A 15,292-nucleotide genomic window follows, 5' to 3' on the forward strand; every position below is an offset into this window, starting at 1 on the left:
GGCTCGCGGAGGGGGTGGCGGACGGCAGCGGCGCCGGGGCCGAGACGGCGGCCGCGGCCGGCCCAGCCGTGGAGCCCGAGGCTGCCGCCGGGATCGAGCCCGCGCCTGCGGCCGACGACGTATCCGGGGCCGCGTCCGAGGCCGAGTCCGGGTCCGCCTCCGATGACGTACCCGAGCCCGAGAACTTCCCGGGCGTCGACCCGCACCTGGGGTCCGGTTCCGTCTTCGACGCCGAGGTGCCGCCGCCGTCCCTCGACCCGTCGGCCGACGACGACTTCGCCACCGACAACCCCTACGGCGAGCCCCCGGCGGAGGCCGCGCACGCCCGCCGCACCATGATCGGCCGCAGCGCCGAGGAGGTCGACCACGCGCCCCCGCACGGCCGGTACGCACCCGTGCCCGCGCCCGAGGGCGGCACCGCCACCGACACCCTGCGCTGGGCGGCCCCCGTCGCGGCGATCCTCGTGGTCTCCGCCGTCGCCGCGGGCCGCATCCTGCGCCGCCGCCGCTGAGGCCCGGACCGTCACGGACCCGGTGCACGCTCTAGGGTCGGGAGGGTGACCACACGAGATGACATCCTGCTGACCGCGGGCGACGTCGAGCTGACCGTGCAGGCGGGCAACGGCTGCCGGGCCGGCAGCCTCCGTATCGGCGGGACCGAGGTGCTCCGCCCCGGCGACCACTACGGCAGCTTCCCGATGGTGCCGTGGTGCGGCAGGACCGAGAACGGCCGCTTCAAGAACGGCGCGCAGCTGCACCAACTCCCCGTGAACGACCCGCCGCACGCCATCCACGGCACCGTCCGCGACAGCGCCTGGCGCACCGCGCACCGCACCGCGTCCGAGGCCTCGTTCACATACGACCTGGTGGACCCCTGGCCGTACAAGGGACGGGTCACGCAGGTCTTCGAGCTGGCGGAGGACGCCCTGACGATCCGGCTCGGCATCGAGACGTACGACGACTCCTTCCCCGCGCAGGCCGGCTGGCACCCGTGGTTCCTGCGCCGGCTGACCGAGGACGGGCCGGACGTGACGCTCGACTTCGACGCCGCCTGGCAGGAGGAGCGCGGCGCCGACCATCTGCCGACCGGCCGCCGCATCGACCCCCGGCCGGGCCCCTGGGACGACTGCTTCGGCATGCCGGACGGCGTGGACGTCACCCTGACCTGGCCGGGACAACTCGCGATCCAGGTCACCTCGTCCGCGCAGTGGGCGGTCGTCTACGACGAGCAGCCCGAGGCCGTCTGCGTCGAGCCCCAGACCGGGCCGCCCAACGGGCTCAACACCCTGCCGCGCCTGGTCACCCCCATCGAGCCGCTCGAGACGACCACGACCTGGACCTGGCGGCGGCTCTGACCTCCGGTCCGGACGGAGTTGTCCACAGGCCCGGTCGCGCGGTTGTCCACAGGCTGGGCAGGCCGGTCGCCGTACGCGCTTAAGCTGGCAGCCATGAGCGACGTCAACGCAAGCGTGCCGACGGGCACACGGGACGATCTGCGGCAGCAGATCAAGGACAAGGCCGTGGTGCACGGCAAGGTGACCCTGTCGTCGGGCCTCGAGGCCGACTACTACGTCGACCTGCGCCGGATCACCCTGGACGGCGAGGCCGCCCCGCTGGTCGGGCAGGTGCTGCTCGACCTGACGGCGGACCTGGAGTTCGACGCGGTCGGCGGTCTGACGATGGGCGCCGACCCGGTCGCCGCATCGATGCTGCACGCCGCCGCCGCCCGCGGCCGCCGCCTCGACGCCTTCGTGGTCCGCAAGTCCGCGAAGGCGCACGGTCTGCAGCGCCGCGTCGAGGGCCCGGACATCGCGGGCCGCCGCGTCCTGGTCGTCGAGGACACCTCGACGACGGGCGGCTCCCCGCTGACCGCGGTCGAGGCGGTCCGCGAGGCCGGCGCCGAGGTCGTGGGCGTCGCGACGATCGTGGACCGGGCGACCGGCGCCGCCGAGAAGATCTCCGAGGGCGCGGGCGTCCCGTATCTCTTCGCGTACGGCAAGGACGAGCTCGGCCTGGACTGAGGATGCCCACCCCGGCCCCGCGCCCGCATTCCCCGCCGCACCGGGACTGGAGCAATCCGCCGAGTCTGGAAGGATGGGGACGACGATGACGTCGCCCCCATCCGGTGCGGGGCCCGGTCCGGGCCACCCGGCACTCACACGCACATCACAAGGAGCGGTCAGATGCCCATCGCAACTCCCGAGGTCTACAACGAGATGCTCGACCGGGCAAAGGCGGGCAAATTCGCCTACCCGGCCATCAATGTGACCTCTTCGCAGACGCTGCACGCCGCCCTGCGCGGCTTCGCGGAGGCGGAGAGCGACGGCATCATCCAGATCTCCACGGGCGGCGCGGAGTTCCTGGGCGGCCAGTACAGCAAGGACATGGTGACGGGCGCGGTCGCGCTCGCCGAGTACGCGCACATCGTCGCGAAGAAGTACCCCGTCACGGTCGCCCTGCACACCGACCACTGCCCGAAGGACAAGCTCGACGGGTACGTCCGGCCGCTGCTCGACATCTCCGCGGAGCGGGTCGCCAAGGGCGAGAACCCGCTGTTCCAGTCCCACATGTGGGACGGCTCCGCGGAGACCCTCGCGGACAACCTGGCCATCGGCCAGGAGCTGCTCGCCAAGGCCGTCGCCGCGAAGATCATCCTCGAGGTCGAGATCACCCCGACCGGCGGCGAGGAGGACGGCGTCACCCACGAGATCAACGACGAGCTGTACACGACGGTCGACGACGCGCTCCGCACGGCGGAGGCGCTCGGCCTCGGCGACAAGGGCCGGTACCTGCTCGCCGCGTCCTTCGGCAATGTGCACGGCGTCTACAAGCCGGGCAATGTCGTCCTTCGTCCCGAGCTCCTCAAGGACCTGCAGCAGGGCGTCGGTGAGAAGTACGGCAAGTCTTCGCCGTTCGACTTCGTCTTCCACGGCGGCTCCGGCTCCACGGCCGAGGAGATCGCGACGGCGCTGGAGAACGGCGTCGTGAAGATGAACCTGGACACGGACACGCAGTACGCGTTCACGCGGCCCGTGGCGGACCACATGTTCAAGAACTACGACGGCGTCCTGAAGGTCGACGGCGAGGTCGGCAACAAGAAGGTCTACGACCCCCGGACGTGGGGGAAGCTGGCCGAGGCGGGCATGGCGGCCAGGGTCGCGGAGGCGTGTGGAGCGCTGCGCTCCACGGGGACGCGGATCAAGTAGTCGAAGGGCCTCGGCCCTTCACCTCGCTGCTGACGGTCAGCCCGTCGGGCGCCAGTTTCAGCCTGTCCGGCGTTTGAGGACGAGGCCGCCAGGCCGATCGGCCTGGAGCCGCCACGGGGCACCGCCCCGGACCCCGCTCCTCGAACGCCGGAGGGGCTGAATAAAAGATGTCCTCAAACGCCGGACGGGCTGGTTGGTGCCGGGCGGCCCCGAGATATCGGAGCGGTCTCACTTTGTGGGCGACGCTTGCGTCGCAGACATGGGAACGCGGAGGGTGACAACGATGTCGGGCGCCGCCGCGCAGGCGCCGGAACAACCCCTCACGAAAGCGCCCCCACGTGAAGAAGACCAAGGCCGCGCTCTGGGAGTTTCTCCAGGGCCTCGGCAAGACGTTCATGCTCCCGGTCGCGCTGCTCGCGTTCTGCGGCATCATGCTCGGCATCGGCTCCTCGCTCTCCAGCGAGGCCGTCACCGACAATCTGACCTTCCTGCAGGGCCAGGGCTTCCACATCGTGTTCACCTGGATGGCGAACACGGGCCTGGTCGCCTTCAACTTCCTGCCGGTCCTCTTCGCGATGGCCATCCCGCTCGGCCTCGCGCGCGAGGACAAGGGCGTCGCCGCGTTCTCCGGCTTCGTCGGCTTCGCCGCGATGAACCTCGCGGTCAACTTCTTCCTCACCGCCCGTGGCGTGGATCTCGAGGACGAGAAGGAGATCGCGCACTACGGCATCGCCGACGTGCTCGGCGTGCAGTCCATCGACACGGGCCTGCTCGGCGCCGTCGCGGTCGGCATCATCGTGGCCGTACTGCACCGCCGCTTCCGGGCCCAGCGGATGCCGGACGCGCTCGCGTTCTTCGGCGGTCTGCGCTTCGTCCCGATCGTCTCGGCACTGGTGCTGAGCATCGCCGGCCTGCTGATCCCGATCGTCTGGCCGGTCTTCAACTCCTGGATCACCGCGGTCGGCCGCGGCATCGGGCACACCGGGGTCTTCGGGCCGTTCTTCTTCGGCATGGGCGAGGTGCTCCTTCGCCCGGTCGGTCTGCACCACATCCTGGTGGCGATGTTCCGCTTCACCGATGTCGGCGGCTCCGGCGCGGTCTGCGGGGACCAGGTCAGCGGCGCGCTCAACATGTTCTACGCCCAGCTGAACTGCTCCTCCGCGCCGAACGCCGACGTCACCTCCGCCACCCACTTCCTGTCCCAGGGCAAGATGGCGGCCTATCTCGGCGGTCTGCCCGGCGCCGCGCTCGCCATGTACCACTGCGCGAAGCGCGCGATGCGCCCGGAGATCAAGGCGCTGCTCATCTCCGGTGTGGTGGCCTGTGTGGTCGGCGGCATCACCGAGCCGCTCGAGTTCCTGTTCCTGTTCATCGCGCCCTGGCTGTATCTGATCCACGCCGTCCTGGTCGGTCTGGGCTTCCTGACGGCGGCGGTGCTCGGGGTGTTCATCGGCAACACCGACGGCAATGTCATTGACTGGCTGGTCTTCGGCGTCCTGCAGGGCACGACCACGAAGTGGTACCTGGTGCCGGTGATCGCGGGCGTGTGGTTCGCGGTGTACTACTTCCTCTTCCGCTGGGCGATCAAGCGCTTCGACCTCAAGACGCCGGGGCGCGAGGACGACGACCCCGCGGATGAAGCGGATGACACGGAGGAAGCTGCCGCGGACGAGGACGCTTCCGCGGAGGACGGCAAGGCTCCCGAGCTGGTGGCCGGCCAGTACGACCCGGCCGCGATCCTGGCGGCGATCGGCGGCGCGGACAACATCACGTCCCTGGACAACTGCATCACCCGCCTGCGGATGACCGTCGAGGACGCGGACCGCCTCGACGAGGCCCGTCTGAAGAAGCTCGGCGCGGTCGGTGTGATCAAGCTCGACCAGCAGACCGTGCAGGTCATCATCGGGCCGCAGGTGCAGTCCGTGAAGGACGCCATCGCCAAGCTGCTCCCGGTGGGCTGATCCCGTGTCCGGCCGCCCGTCCCCAAGCCCCGCGTACGACTTCGACACCCCCGTCGACCGGCACGGCACCTGGTGCACGCAGTGGGACTACGTCGAGGACCGTTTCGGCGTACCGGATCTGCTGCCGTTCACGATCTCCGACATGGACTTCGAGACGGCTCCCGAGGTCCTGGCCGCCCTGCGCAGCCGCCTCGAGCACGGGGTCCTCGGCTATTCGCGGTGGCGGCACGAGGACTTCCTCGGCGCGGTGCGGCACTGGTACGCGACCCGGCACGACACGGACGTCGACCCGGAGTCCGTGGTCTACGGGCCGTCGGTGATCTACCAGGTCGCGCAGTTGCTCAAGCTCTGGGCGCGGCCGGGCGACGGGGTCGTCACGCATACGCCGGCGTACGACGCGTTCCCGAAGACGGTCGAGGCGAACGGGCTGCGGCTGCGGGGCTGCCCGGTCGGTGACCTCGCCGAGCTGGAGCGGCTCCTCGCGCTGCCGGACACCTCGGTCCTGCTGCTGTGCTCGCCGCACAACCCGACGGGGCACGTGTGGACCGCGGACGAGCTGCGGACCATGGCGGAACTGTGTGCGCGGCACGGGGTGGCGGTGATCTCGGACGAGATCCATGCGGATCTGGTCCACCCGCCGCACCGGCACCTGCCGTGGGCCCGCTTCGGTACGGGACGCTGGGCGGTCGTCACCTCGGCCTCGAAGTCGTTCAACATCCCTGCGCTGACGGGGAGTTACGGGATCATCGGCGATGCGGAGTCGCGGGAGGGCTATCTCCGGGCGCTGAAGGACGCGGACGGTCTGTCGTCGCCGGCGGTCCTGTCGATCGTCGGGCACATCGCGGCGTACCGGGAGGGCGGTCCCTGGCTGGACGCGCTCGGGTCGTATCTGCGGGGCAATCTGGAGCTGGTCCGCGAGCGGCTCGACGCGGCGTTCCCCCAGCTCGGCTGGCGGCCGCCGGAGGCGGGGTACCTCGCGTGGATCGACCTGCGGTCACTCGGGGGCGACGACGAGCGCTTGCAGCGCAGGCTGATCGCGGAGGAAAAGGTCGCGATCATGCCAGGTACGACGTACGGCTGCGCCGGGCATGTGCGGCTGAATGTGGGGTGCCCACGGTCGAAGGTGGACGCCGGCGTCCAAGCGCTCATCCGCGGTGTGCGGGCCGGTTGAAAAGATCGTCCTCAAACGCCGGACGGGCTGGAAAATCCAGCCCGTCCGGCGTTTGAGGACAATCTTTAGAGCTTGAGCTCGGCGTAAGCCTCTTCGCTGCTGTCTGCCAAAAAGACCCGGCACCGCTCCGCCTCATCCGTCTCACCGATCGCCGAAGCGGCCCGCGCCAGCGCGGCGAGGCACCGCAGGAATCCCCGGTTCGGCCGGTGGCTCCACGGCACCGGCCCGTGCCCCTTCCAGCCGGCCCGCCGCAGCGCGTCGAGCCCGCGGTGGTACCCGGTGCGGGCGTACGCGTACGACTCCACGACGCGCTCCGCGGCGAACGCGTCGTCGGCGAGCATCGCCCAGGCGAGCGAGAAGGTGGGGAAGTCGGCGGCGACCTTCTCGGGCGGCGCGGACTCCTCGCCGAGCAGCCGGTACGCCTCCTCGTTCTCCGGCAGGAGGGTCGGTTCGGGGCCGCCGAGCAGGTTCTTGTGAGTCGTCATGCCGCAAGTCTGCCACTGCCCGGCGGGGCGACCGCGACCGCCGGGAGGCCCCCGTGGCCGCGGGCTGACCAGGCGGGCCTTGCCCTTTTCCGGTTACGTTGCCGAAGATGCCGGTGGGGACCGGGGCCCCCGTGCCGGCTTCGGCAGGGGCGGACCGCTACCCGGCACGTATCAAGGAGACAGCGATGTCCCACGACGCGGAAACTCCGCATCTCGACTTCGCGGGTACCACCCCTTACGAGGACTACGTCCAGGCGGACGTCCTCACCCACCTCCAGCACCCTCTTTCGGACGATCCCGGAGAGATGGTCTTCCTGGTCACCACCCAGGTCATGGAGCTGTGGTTCACCGTCATCGTCCACGAGTGGGAGACCGCGGCCCGCGCGCTCGCCTCGGACGACATACCCACCGCGGTCGCCGCGCTGAAGCGCAGCGTCCGCGAGCTGGAGGCCCTGAACGCCTCCTGGAAGCCGCTCGGCCAGCTGACCCCGGCCCAGTTCAACTCGTATCGCAGCGCGCTCGGCGAGGGCTCCGGATTCCAGTCGGCGATGTACCGGCGGATGGAGTTCCTGCTCGCCGAGAAGTCCGCCTCGATGCTCGTACCGCACCGGGGCGCCCCGCGTGTGCATGCCGAGCTGGAGAAGGCGCTGCACGAGCCGAGCCTGTACGACGAGACGCTGCGGCTGCTCGCCCGCCGCGGCCACGCGGTCCCCGAGTCGGTCACCGAGCGGGACGTCTCGCAGCGCTACGAGCCCTCGCCCGAGGTGGAGGCGGTGTGGGCGGAGATCTACTCCGGTGACGAGAGCGACGAACTGGCCCGGCTCGGCGAGGCGTTGACGGATGTCGGGGAGCTGGTGTGGCGCTGGCGCAACGACCATCTGGTGGCGACCAGGCGGGCGATGGGCTCCAAGGCGGGCACGGGCGGCTCCGCGGGCGTGGCCTGGCTGGAGAAACGTGCCGTCAAAAACGTCTTCCCCGAGCTGTGGACGGCGCGCAGCCATGTCTGAGCCGTCGTACGGACACCGGGAAGGAGGGCATTCCGTGTCGCAGTCGCAGGAGCGCCTGGCCGAGCTCGCCGCCGAGTACGACGCGAAGGACGAACTGCGCGGCAAGCGCGCCGAGTTCGTCCTCGACGACACGGTCTACCTGGACGGGAACTCGCTGGGCGCGCTGCCCGCGGCGGTACCCGCGAAGGTCGCGGACACCGTGGCCCGCGAGTGGGGCGAGCTGCGCATCCGCTCCTGGACCCAGTCCGGCTGGTGGACCGCTCCGGAGCGGATCGGCGAGCTGATCGCCCCGCTGGTCGGCGCCGCCCCGGGCCAGGTCGTGGTCGGCGACTCGACGAGTGTGAACGTCTTCAAGGCGGTGGTCGCCGCGGTACGTCTGTCGGACGGTCCGGCGGCGGGGCGCGACGAGATCCTGGTGGACTCGGCGACGTTCCCCACCGACGGGTACATCGCCGAGTCGGCGGCCCGGCTGACCGGTTGCCGGGTGCGCGCCCTGCCGGTCGGCGAGATGGCGGCCTCGGTCGGCCCGGCCACCGCGGCGGTGCTCGCCAATCACGCCGACTACCGCACCGGCCGGCTGCACGACCTGCCGGGCCTGACCGCCGCGGCCCGTGCGGCGGGTGCGGTCACGGTGTGGGACCTGTGCCACACGGCGGGCGCGCTGCCGGTCGGGCTCGACGAGCACGGCGTGGACCTGGCGGTCGGCTGTACGTACAAGTACCTGAACGGGGGCCCGGGTTCGCCCGCGTACCTGTATGTGGCACACCGTCACCAGGCGGCCTTCGACTCGCCGCTGCCCGGCTGGAACTCGCATGCCGAACCCTTCGGGATGCGCCCGGAGTTCGAGCCGGCCAAGGGCGCGGTCCGGGGCCGGGTCGGGACGCCGGACATCCTGTCCATGGCGGCGCTCGAGGCGGCGCTCGGGGTCTGGGAAGGGGTGTCGGTGGATGCGGTGCGCGCCAAGTCGCTCGCGTTGACGGACTTCTTCCTGAGGTGCGTGGAGGCGTACGTTCCGGAAGGCCGGGTCGTCTCGGTGACGCCGGTCGCGCACGCGGAGCGGGGCAGCCAGGTCGCGCTCGAATGTGCGGACGCGGAGCGGGTGATGGGGGAGCTGATCGCGCGCGGCGTGGTCGGCGACTACCGTGCTCCCGACGTGCTGCGCTTCGGCTTCACCCCGCTGTATGTGGGGTTCGCCGAGGTGGAGCGGGCGGCGCGGGTGCTGGCGGAGGTCCTGCGGGGGTAGTTCCCGGGGCCGGCCGGCTCCCGTGCGGACGAGGAGCCGGCCGGCCCGCCCAGGGGGGCGCCACCGGCATGGACGTCACCGGCACGGGCGTCACCGACACACCAGAGAGGCTGGACATGGACGGCGCGGAAGAGGCGAGGGCACGGGACGCGGCCGAGGAGGCGTCGGCCTTCTCGCACCCACCCGTCGCCCCCGATGCGACCGCCGCGTACGGCGAACACCCGGACCAGGTGGTCGACTTCTACGCGCCCCGGAGTGAGCCGGCCGGCTCCGCGCCGCTCGTCGTCGTGCTGCACGGCGGCGCGTGGCGGGACCCGTACGACCGTGCGCATGTGTCGCCGTTCGCGGACTTCCTGGCCCGGTGGGGGTTCGCGGTCGCCAGTGTCGAGTACCGGCGCGGGCGTCCGGAGCCGGGCGCGGGGATCCCGCGGCAGGGTGCGGGGCCGGGCGTCGAGCCGGTGCGCGGCGCGGAGCCGGTGGCCGGCCGGTGGCCCGAGACGTTCGACGACGTGGCGGCCGCGCTCGACGCCCTGCCCTCCCTCGTACGGGAGCAGCTGCCGGTGGCGGATCCGCGGCGGACCGTCCTGACCGGGCATTCGGCGGGTGGGCAGCTGGCGCTGTGGGCGGCGGCGCGGCATGTGCTGCCCGCGGACGCGCCGTGGTTCCTGCCGCGTCCGATGCCGCTGCGCGGAGTGGTGGCGCTCGCGCCGATCGCCGACTTCACGGCCGCCCGCGAGCTGGATGTCTGCTCCGGTGCGCCGGTCCAACTGCTCGGCGGCGAGGCCTCGTTCGAGGAGCGTCTGGCGCTCGCCGACCCGGCGTCGCTGCTGCCCACCGGCATCGCGACGACGATCGTGCAGGGCCGCTCCGACCTGGTGGTGCCGGCCGCCGTGGCCGAGGCGTATGCCGACGCGGCGGCGAAGGAGGGCGAGGTCGTGGGGGTGACGCTGCTCGAGGAGACGGGGCACTTTCCGCTGATCGACCCGGCGGCGGACGCCTGCGCGGTGGTGGCGGAGGAGATCGCGCAGCTGGCGTTCTGACGGACGCTCCGGCGCTTCGGCTTTGCGGACCGTAGCTGTCCGCAAGGCTTCCTACGGTGGTCCCACAAGCCGTCGAGGACGCCCCGTCTCCGGGGTCGGCCGCGGAAGAGGGAGTACACCGCCATGACTGTTCTTGTCACCGGAGCCACCGGCAGTGTCGGACGCGAGATCGTGCGTGAGCTGCTCGAGTGGGGCGAGCGGGTCAGGGCACTGACCCGGCACCCGGAGAGCGCGTCGTTCCCACCGGGTGTGGACGTGGTCGGCGGAGATCTGACCGACCCGGACTCTCTGCGGGGCGTCTTCGACGGGGTGTCGGCGGCCCATCTGATCACCTTCGGGGGCGAGTTGTTCGCGCCGCTGACCACGGGCCCGCAGATCATCGACCTGGCCGAGCGGGCGGGCGTACGCCGGCTCACCGTGCTGCACGGCGGGGGAGCGACCCCGCTGGAGAGCGCGGTGCGCGCGAGCGGGCTCGACTGGACTGTCGTGATGCCGGTCGAGTTCATGTCGAACGCCCTCGAGTGGGCGCCCGGCATCAAGGAGCACGACGAGGTCCGCGAGCCGTACGCGGACCGCCTCAGCGCCATGGTCCACGAGGGCGACATCGGCGCGGTGGCCGCGGTCGCGCTCACCGAGGAGGGGCACGCGGGGCGCGAGTACCTGGTCACCGGACCCGAGGTGCTCTCCCTCACCGACAAGACGAAGGCCATCGCTCAGGCGCGCGGCCGCGCGGTCGCGCTGGTCGAGCTGACTCCCGAGGAGGCTCAGGCCCAGTGGCGTGCGTCCGGCATGCCCGAGGACACCGTCGCCTTCCTTGTCGACGTCTACGGCAACACCCCGCCGGAGGGCCGCACGGTCACCGATGTGGTGCCGCGGGTCACGGGGCGGCCGGCCCGTACGTTCGCGGAGTGGGCCGCGGCGCATGCGGAGGCCTTCCGGGCGGAGTGATTCCGCGACGCGATGTCCGTACGGGGGTGCGGGCGTCCCGTACGGGGGTGCGGGCATCCCGTGCGAGGTGTGGCCGTAGTACTTGGGACGGAGGCGGCAGGACCCTCCTCGCAGGTGACGACCGGTGCCGCGGGGCCGCCTACCGTTCTGGGTGTGAACGAGACTGCGAAAGCCTCAGGCCCGCTGCCGACCGGCCCCGGCGACGGCCCCGTCGAGGCCGAGGGCGCCGACGCCAAGGGCCTGCGTACCGAGGGCCGCATGCTGCGCAGCGCGCTGGGCGCACTGCGGGCGGATCTGCTGACCGGCGCCTTCGCCTTCCGGCCGCTGCCGCCGCTGGTGGAGGGCGAGTCCAGGGTGCTGCGCTGGATACCCGGGCCGTTCCGGCGCTCCGGGCGCTGGTTGCTGCATGGGCTGGTGGTGGCGCTGGCCGCCTTGGTCTTCATCATCGGGATGACCGCGTCGTCGTGGGGGACCGATCCCGGGGAGCGGTTGTTCATCGGACTGTTCACCGCGCTGCCCGTGCTGCTCGGTCTGCTGCGTCCGGTGGCGGCCTTCTGGGCCTCGCTCGCGTCGACGGTGCTGCTCGCGATCACCGTGGTGGACGGCTGGGAGCCGACCTATCCGTGGTCGGTCGCCGGCTTCGTCGCGCACCTGGGGATCATGGGATGTCTGGCGCTGCGCTCCCGGCCGCGGGTGGCGGCCGAGGCGTGGCTGGTGACGGTGGTGTTCGGCCTCGTCCTCGACTTCGTCGCGGGCCAGGACTCGGGGGACGAGATCCTCGGAATGGCCGTGGCGTCGGGTCTGATCCTGGCGGCCGCGGTGCTGCTCAGCGGCTGGACGTCGGCCCGCCGGGAGGTGGTCGCCAAGGAGCAGGAGGTGGCGGCCAAGGAGCGGGAGGTCGTCGCGAAGGAGGAGGTCACCCGGGCCGAGCGGTCGAGGCGCTTCCTGCTGGAGGAGCGCACCACGATCGCCCGTGAGCTGCACGACGTGGTCGCGCACCACATGTCCGTGGTAGCGATCCAGGCCGAGGCGGCGCCGTACCGGGTGGCGGATCCGCCGCCGGAGCTGACCCAGGCCTTCGCCACGATCCGGGAGAACGCGGTCGCCGCGCTCACCGAGCTGCGCCGCGTCCTCGGTGTCGTACGCGCGGAGGACTACGAGGCACCGGACGCGCCGCAGCCCACGCTCGCCGACCTGGACGCGCTGCTTGCGAACGTCCGTGACACCGGTCTGACCGTGCACAAGACCGTCACCGGCGCGGTGCGTGAACTCCCGCAGGGCGTCGAGCTGTCGGCGTACCGGATCGTGCAGGAGGCGCTGAGCAATGCGATGCGGCATGCGCCCGGTGCGACGGCGCAGGTCGAGGTGGCGTATGTGCTCGGCGGGATCGGCCTGCGGGTGGTGAACGGCCCGGCGGCCGGCGAGGTGCCGCCGTCGCCGGGGGCTGGGCACGGGCTGACCGGGATGCGGGAGCGGGTGTCGATGCTGAGCGGGGAGATGACGGCGGGGGCCGCGGACGACGGGGGTTTCGAGGTGGCGGTGTTCCTGCCCGTGACGATGCCGGAGGTCGGCGGGCGCGGGGACCGGGAGCCGGAGGCGCGTCGCGACGAGGACGAGGGTGGCAGGGCATGACGATCCGGGTACTGGTCGCGGACGACCAGATGATGGTCCGCGAGGGCTTCTCCGTGCTGCTGAACGCGATGCCGGACATCGAGGTGGTCGGCGAGGCGCTGAACGGCCGCGAGGCGGTCGACCGGGTCGCCGAACTCCGCCCGGACGTGGTCCTGATGGACATCCGGATGCCGGAGATGAACGGCATCGAGGCCACCCGCGCCGTCGTCGCCTCGGACGCGGAGACCAGGGTGCTCGTCCTGACCACCTTCGATCTGGACGAGTACGTGTACGAGGCGCTGCGCGCGGGGGCCTCCGGCTTTCTGCTCAAGGACGCCTCTGCGCAGCAGCTGGCGGACGGTGTGCGGCTCGTCGCCGCCGGTGAGGCGCTGCTCGCACCGACGGTCACCAAGCGGCTGATCGCCGAGTTCTCCAAGCTGGCGGCGACGAGTGTGAAGCAGCCGGTGCAGGCCCGGATCGGGGAGCTCACGGAGCGTGAGACGGAGGTGCTCGTGCTGGTCGCGCAGGGGTTGTCGAACGGGGAGATCGCCGAGCATCTGGTCGTCGCCGAGTCCACGGTGAAGACCCATGTCTCGCGCATCCTGGTCAAGTTGGGGCTGCGGGACCGGACGCAGGCGGCGGTGTTCGCGTACGAGGCGCGGCTGGTCACGCCGGGGTGACGGCGGGTGGCAGCGCGGCTCGCACGAGACGGAATGTCACTCTCCGTCACTCTTTGGGGTGAGGTTGTGACGGAGGCCTCGCTTCCGCGTGCGAGCTGCGCACAAGCTGGTGTCCACCAGGGAAGGAGGGCACCATGACCGTCATGGCGGAGAGTACGGCCGAGGGGTTCGACGTCGGGGCCCACTTCCGGCCCGCGGCACCGGAGTTCGCTGCCGACCCGTATCCGGCGTATGCCGAGCTGCGGGCGGCCGGCCGGCTGCACTGGTTCGAGCCGACCCGGCAGTGGCTCGTCCCGCGGCATGCGGATGTGACGGCCCTGCTGCGGGACCGGCGCCTGGGCCGCACCTATCTCCACCGGTACACGCACGACGAGTTCGGCCGCACCCCACCCCCACCGAGCCACGAGCCGTTCCATGTGCTGAACGACAACGGCCTGCTCGATCTGGAGGCCCCCCGCCACACCCGTATCCGGCGCCTGGTCTCCAAGGCCTTCACCCCGCGCACGGTCGAGGGCCTGCGGGGATATGTGGACGCGCTCGCCGCCCGCCTCGTCGCGGACCTCGTGGCGGACGGCGGCGGTGACCTGGTGGCCCGGGTCGCCGAGCCGCTCCCGGTCGCGGTGATCGCCGAGATGCTGGGCATCCCGGAGGGCGACCGGGCGCCGCTGCGGCCCTGGTCGGCGGACATCTGTGGGATGTACGAGCTGAATCCCTCCGAGGAGACGGCGGCCCGAGCGGTCCGTGCCTCGCTCGAATTCACCGCGTATCTGCGCGAGTTGATCGCCGAGCGGCGCAAGCAGCCGGGCGAGGACCTGATCTCGGCCCTGATCGCCGCGCACGACGAGGGCGACCGCCTCTCCGAGCAGGAAATGATCTCGACCTGCGTCCTCCTGCTCAATGCGGGCCACGAGGCCACGGTGAACACCACGGGGAACGGCTGGCTGGCACTCCAGCGCCACCCCGACCAGCTGGCGCTGCTGCGCGCCGCCCCGTCCGACTCGTCGATGCTGTCCACAGCTGTGGAAGAGATCCTGCGGTACGACACCCCGCTGCACCTCTTCGAGCGCTGGGTCCTGGAGGACATGGAGATCGCCGGCACGGTGATCCCGCGCGGCTCGGAGGTCGCCCTCCTCTTCGGCTCGGCCAATCATGACCCGGACGTCTTCGACGACCCGGCGACCTTCGACGTGAACCGCCCGGCCGGCCCCCACGTGTCACTGGGCGGCGGCATCCACTACTGCCTGGGCGCTCCCCTGGCCCGTATCGAACTGGCCGCGGTCTTCCGAGAGTTGCTGACCCAGGCCCCGGACCTGCACCTGACCACGGATTCCCCGCCACGCAAGCCCGGATTCGTCATACGCGGCTTCGCCGAGCTGCCCGTGGAGGTGTGACGCCCCCTCCTCCGTACCCCCACCAGGAGACATCACATGACAAGCTCCCACCGCCGTGCCGGCACCCTCCTCACGCTGACCGCGGCAGGTGCGCTGGCACTGACCGGCGTCACATCGGCCTCGGCAGCACCCCCGGCCTCGTCGTCGCCGTCGTCCCCCTCGTCCTCCTCGTCCGCTTCGTCGTCGATCGCCGCGTCGACCACGGCGGCCACCTGGACGCTGGAGCCGTCGGACCAGGAGGTGTGCAGCCGCCCGGACACCGGCCCGCACAACTTCTACTTCCTCGCACCGGTCACCGGATCCACCACCGAGATCATCGAGCTCGAACTGCACAATCTCCCGCCCAACGTGACCAGCAAGGGCGGCGCGATACACCCGGACGAACTGAACGACAACGGCGAGTTCAACGGCTTCGTCCACGTGGCCATCGGGCCGACCCCGGCCGGCGAGTACGACATCGAGCTGGTGGCCTCGGACGGCACGGACACCCAGAGCAGCCCGGCCCGGATCTCCATCAGGTCCGACTGCTGACCTCCCGGGGGACGCACC

14 protein-coding genes and 1 pseudogene are annotated in these 15,292 nt (G+C 71.5%); 14 read left to right on the top strand and 1 reads right to left on the bottom strand.

What is annotated here, in order from left to right; genetic code table 11:
* The 6 genes and pseudogenes from DY218_RS35110 to DY218_RS14525 form a co-directional block, all read left to right on the top strand.
* Positions 1 to 512: pseudogene (locus tag DY218_RS35110) on the top strand (hypothetical protein); the annotation flags it as partial.
* Positions 513 to 557: 45 nt separating this feature from the next.
* Positions 558 to 1,355: an aldose epimerase family protein gene (locus DY218_RS14505; RefSeq protein WP_128556429.1), complete on the top strand. Its 798-nt coding sequence runs from the start codon at positions 558 to 560 to the stop codon at positions 1,353 to 1,355.
* A gap of 93 nt (positions 1,356 to 1,448) precedes the next feature.
* Positions 1,449 to 2,021 (top strand): orotate phosphoribosyltransferase, encoded by a 573-nt coding sequence (gene pyrE, locus DY218_RS14510; protein WP_128556430.1) that lies wholly within the window; start codon positions 1,449 to 1,451, stop codon positions 2,019 to 2,021.
* Positions 2,022 to 2,165: 144 nt separating this feature from the next.
* The gene (gene fbaA, locus DY218_RS14515) at positions 2,166 to 3,206 is read left to right on the top strand and encodes a class II fructose-bisphosphate aldolase (RefSeq protein ID WP_267899375.1); all 1,041 of its coding nucleotides are present in this window, start codon (positions 2,166 to 2,168) and stop codon (positions 3,204 to 3,206) included.
* 338 nt (positions 3,207 to 3,544) lie between these two features.
* Entirely contained in the window at positions 3,545 to 5,167 is a 1,623-nt protein-coding gene (gene malX / locus DY218_RS14520; protein ID WP_128556432.1) for a maltose/glucose-specific PTS transporter subunit IIBC, read from the top strand.
* A 4-nt stretch (positions 5,168 to 5,171) separates the two neighbouring features.
* Positions 5,172 to 6,338 carry a MalY/PatB family protein gene (locus tag DY218_RS14525; RefSeq protein ID WP_128556433.1) on the top strand — a complete coding sequence of 389 codons (1,167 nt, stop codon included), beginning with the start codon at positions 5,172 to 5,174 and terminating at the stop codon, positions 6,336 to 6,338.
* Positions 6,339 to 6,403: 65 nt separating this feature from the next.
* Here DY218_RS14525 and DY218_RS14530 read toward each other — a convergent pair whose 3' ends face one another.
* Positions 6,404 to 6,823, bottom strand: coding sequence for a DUF3151 domain-containing protein (locus tag DY218_RS14530; protein WP_128556434.1), 420 nt, complete (start codon positions 6,821 to 6,823; stop codon positions 6,404 to 6,406).
* Between the two features lie 185 nt (positions 6,824 to 7,008).
* On the opposite strand from DY218_RS14530, the gene DY218_RS14535 reads away from it, so the two are divergent.
* The 8 genes from DY218_RS14535 to DY218_RS14570 all read left to right on the top strand — a co-directional run bounded on the left by DY218_RS14535 (position 7,009) and on the right by DY218_RS14570 (position 15,274).
* Complete coding sequence (locus DY218_RS14535; protein ID WP_128556435.1) at positions 7,009 to 7,830, top strand: tryptophan 2,3-dioxygenase family protein; 822 nt, start codon at positions 7,009 to 7,011, stop codon at positions 7,828 to 7,830.
* Complete coding sequence (kynU, locus tag DY218_RS14540) at positions 7,823 to 9,073, top strand: kynureninase (RefSeq protein WP_128556436.1); 1,251 nt, start codon at positions 7,823 to 7,825, stop codon at positions 9,071 to 9,073. The genes DY218_RS14535 and kynU overlap by 8 nt, the downstream gene beginning before the upstream one ends.
* 116 nt (positions 9,074 to 9,189) lie before the next feature.
* The gene (locus tag DY218_RS14545; RefSeq protein WP_128556488.1) at positions 9,190 to 10,113 is read left to right on the top strand and encodes an alpha/beta hydrolase family protein; all 924 of its coding nucleotides are present in this window, start codon (positions 9,190 to 9,192) and stop codon (positions 10,111 to 10,113) included.
* 123 nt (positions 10,114 to 10,236) lie between these two features.
* Positions 10,237 to 11,061, top strand: coding sequence for an NAD(P)H-binding protein (locus tag DY218_RS14550; protein WP_128556437.1), 825 nt, complete (start codon positions 10,237 to 10,239; stop codon positions 11,059 to 11,061).
* 153 nt (positions 11,062 to 11,214) lie between these two features.
* Complete coding sequence (locus tag DY218_RS14555) at positions 11,215 to 12,693, top strand: sensor histidine kinase (RefSeq protein WP_407703621.1); 1,479 nt, start codon at positions 11,215 to 11,217, stop codon at positions 12,691 to 12,693.
* The gene (locus tag DY218_RS14560) at positions 12,690 to 13,352 is read left to right on the top strand and encodes a response regulator (protein WP_128556438.1); all 663 of its coding nucleotides are present in this window, start codon (positions 12,690 to 12,692) and stop codon (positions 13,350 to 13,352) included. The genes DY218_RS14555 and DY218_RS14560 overlap by 4 nt, the downstream gene beginning before the upstream one ends.
* Before the next feature lie 134 nt (positions 13,353 to 13,486).
* Positions 13,487 to 14,743 carry a cytochrome P450 gene (locus DY218_RS14565; RefSeq protein ID WP_407703622.1) on the top strand — a complete coding sequence of 419 codons (1,257 nt, stop codon included), beginning with the start codon at positions 13,487 to 13,489 and terminating at the stop codon, positions 14,741 to 14,743.
* Positions 14,744 to 14,779: 36 nt separating this feature from the next.
* Positions 14,780 to 15,274, top strand: a complete 495-nt coding sequence (locus DY218_RS14570) for a DUF5980 family protein (protein WP_128556439.1) — start codon at positions 14,780 to 14,782, stop codon at positions 15,272 to 15,274.
* Positions 15,275 to 15,292 lie beyond the last annotated feature (18 nt).

The sequence above is a fragment of the Streptomyces triticagri genome, from assembly GCF_003429565.1.
Classification (GTDB): Bacteria; Actinomycetota; Actinomycetes; order Streptomycetales; family Streptomycetaceae; genus Streptomyces; species Streptomyces triticagri.

Excerpts from the sequence above, each read along its gene's own strand:
- pyrE (WP_128556430.1), top strand. The coding sequence starts at position 1,449 with ATGAGCGACGTCAACGCAAGCGTGCCGACGGGCACACGGGACGATCTG.
- DY218_RS14530 (WP_128556434.1), bottom strand. The coding sequence starts at position 6,823 with ATGACGACTCACAAGAACCTGCTCGGCGGCCCCGAACCGACCCTCCTG.
- DY218_RS14535 (WP_128556435.1), top strand. The coding sequence starts at position 7,009 with ATGTCCCACGACGCGGAAACTCCGCATCTCGACTTCGCGGGTACCACC.
- kynU (WP_128556436.1), top strand. The coding sequence starts at position 7,823 with ATGTCTGAGCCGTCGTACGGACACCGGGAAGGAGGGCATTCCGTGTCG.
- DY218_RS14545 (WP_128556488.1), top strand. The coding sequence starts at position 9,190 with ATGGACGGCGCGGAAGAGGCGAGGGCACGGGACGCGGCCGAGGAGGCG.
- DY218_RS14550 (WP_128556437.1), top strand. The coding sequence starts at position 10,237 with ATGACTGTTCTTGTCACCGGAGCCACCGGCAGTGTCGGACGCGAGATC.
- DY218_RS14560 (WP_128556438.1), top strand. The coding sequence starts at position 12,690 with ATGACGATCCGGGTACTGGTCGCGGACGACCAGATGATGGTCCGCGAG.
- DY218_RS14565 (WP_407703622.1), top strand. The coding sequence starts at position 13,487 with ATGACCGTCATGGCGGAGAGTACGGCCGAGGGGTTCGACGTCGGGGCC.
- DY218_RS14570 (WP_128556439.1), top strand. The coding sequence starts at position 14,780 with ATGACAAGCTCCCACCGCCGTGCCGGCACCCTCCTCACGCTGACCGCG.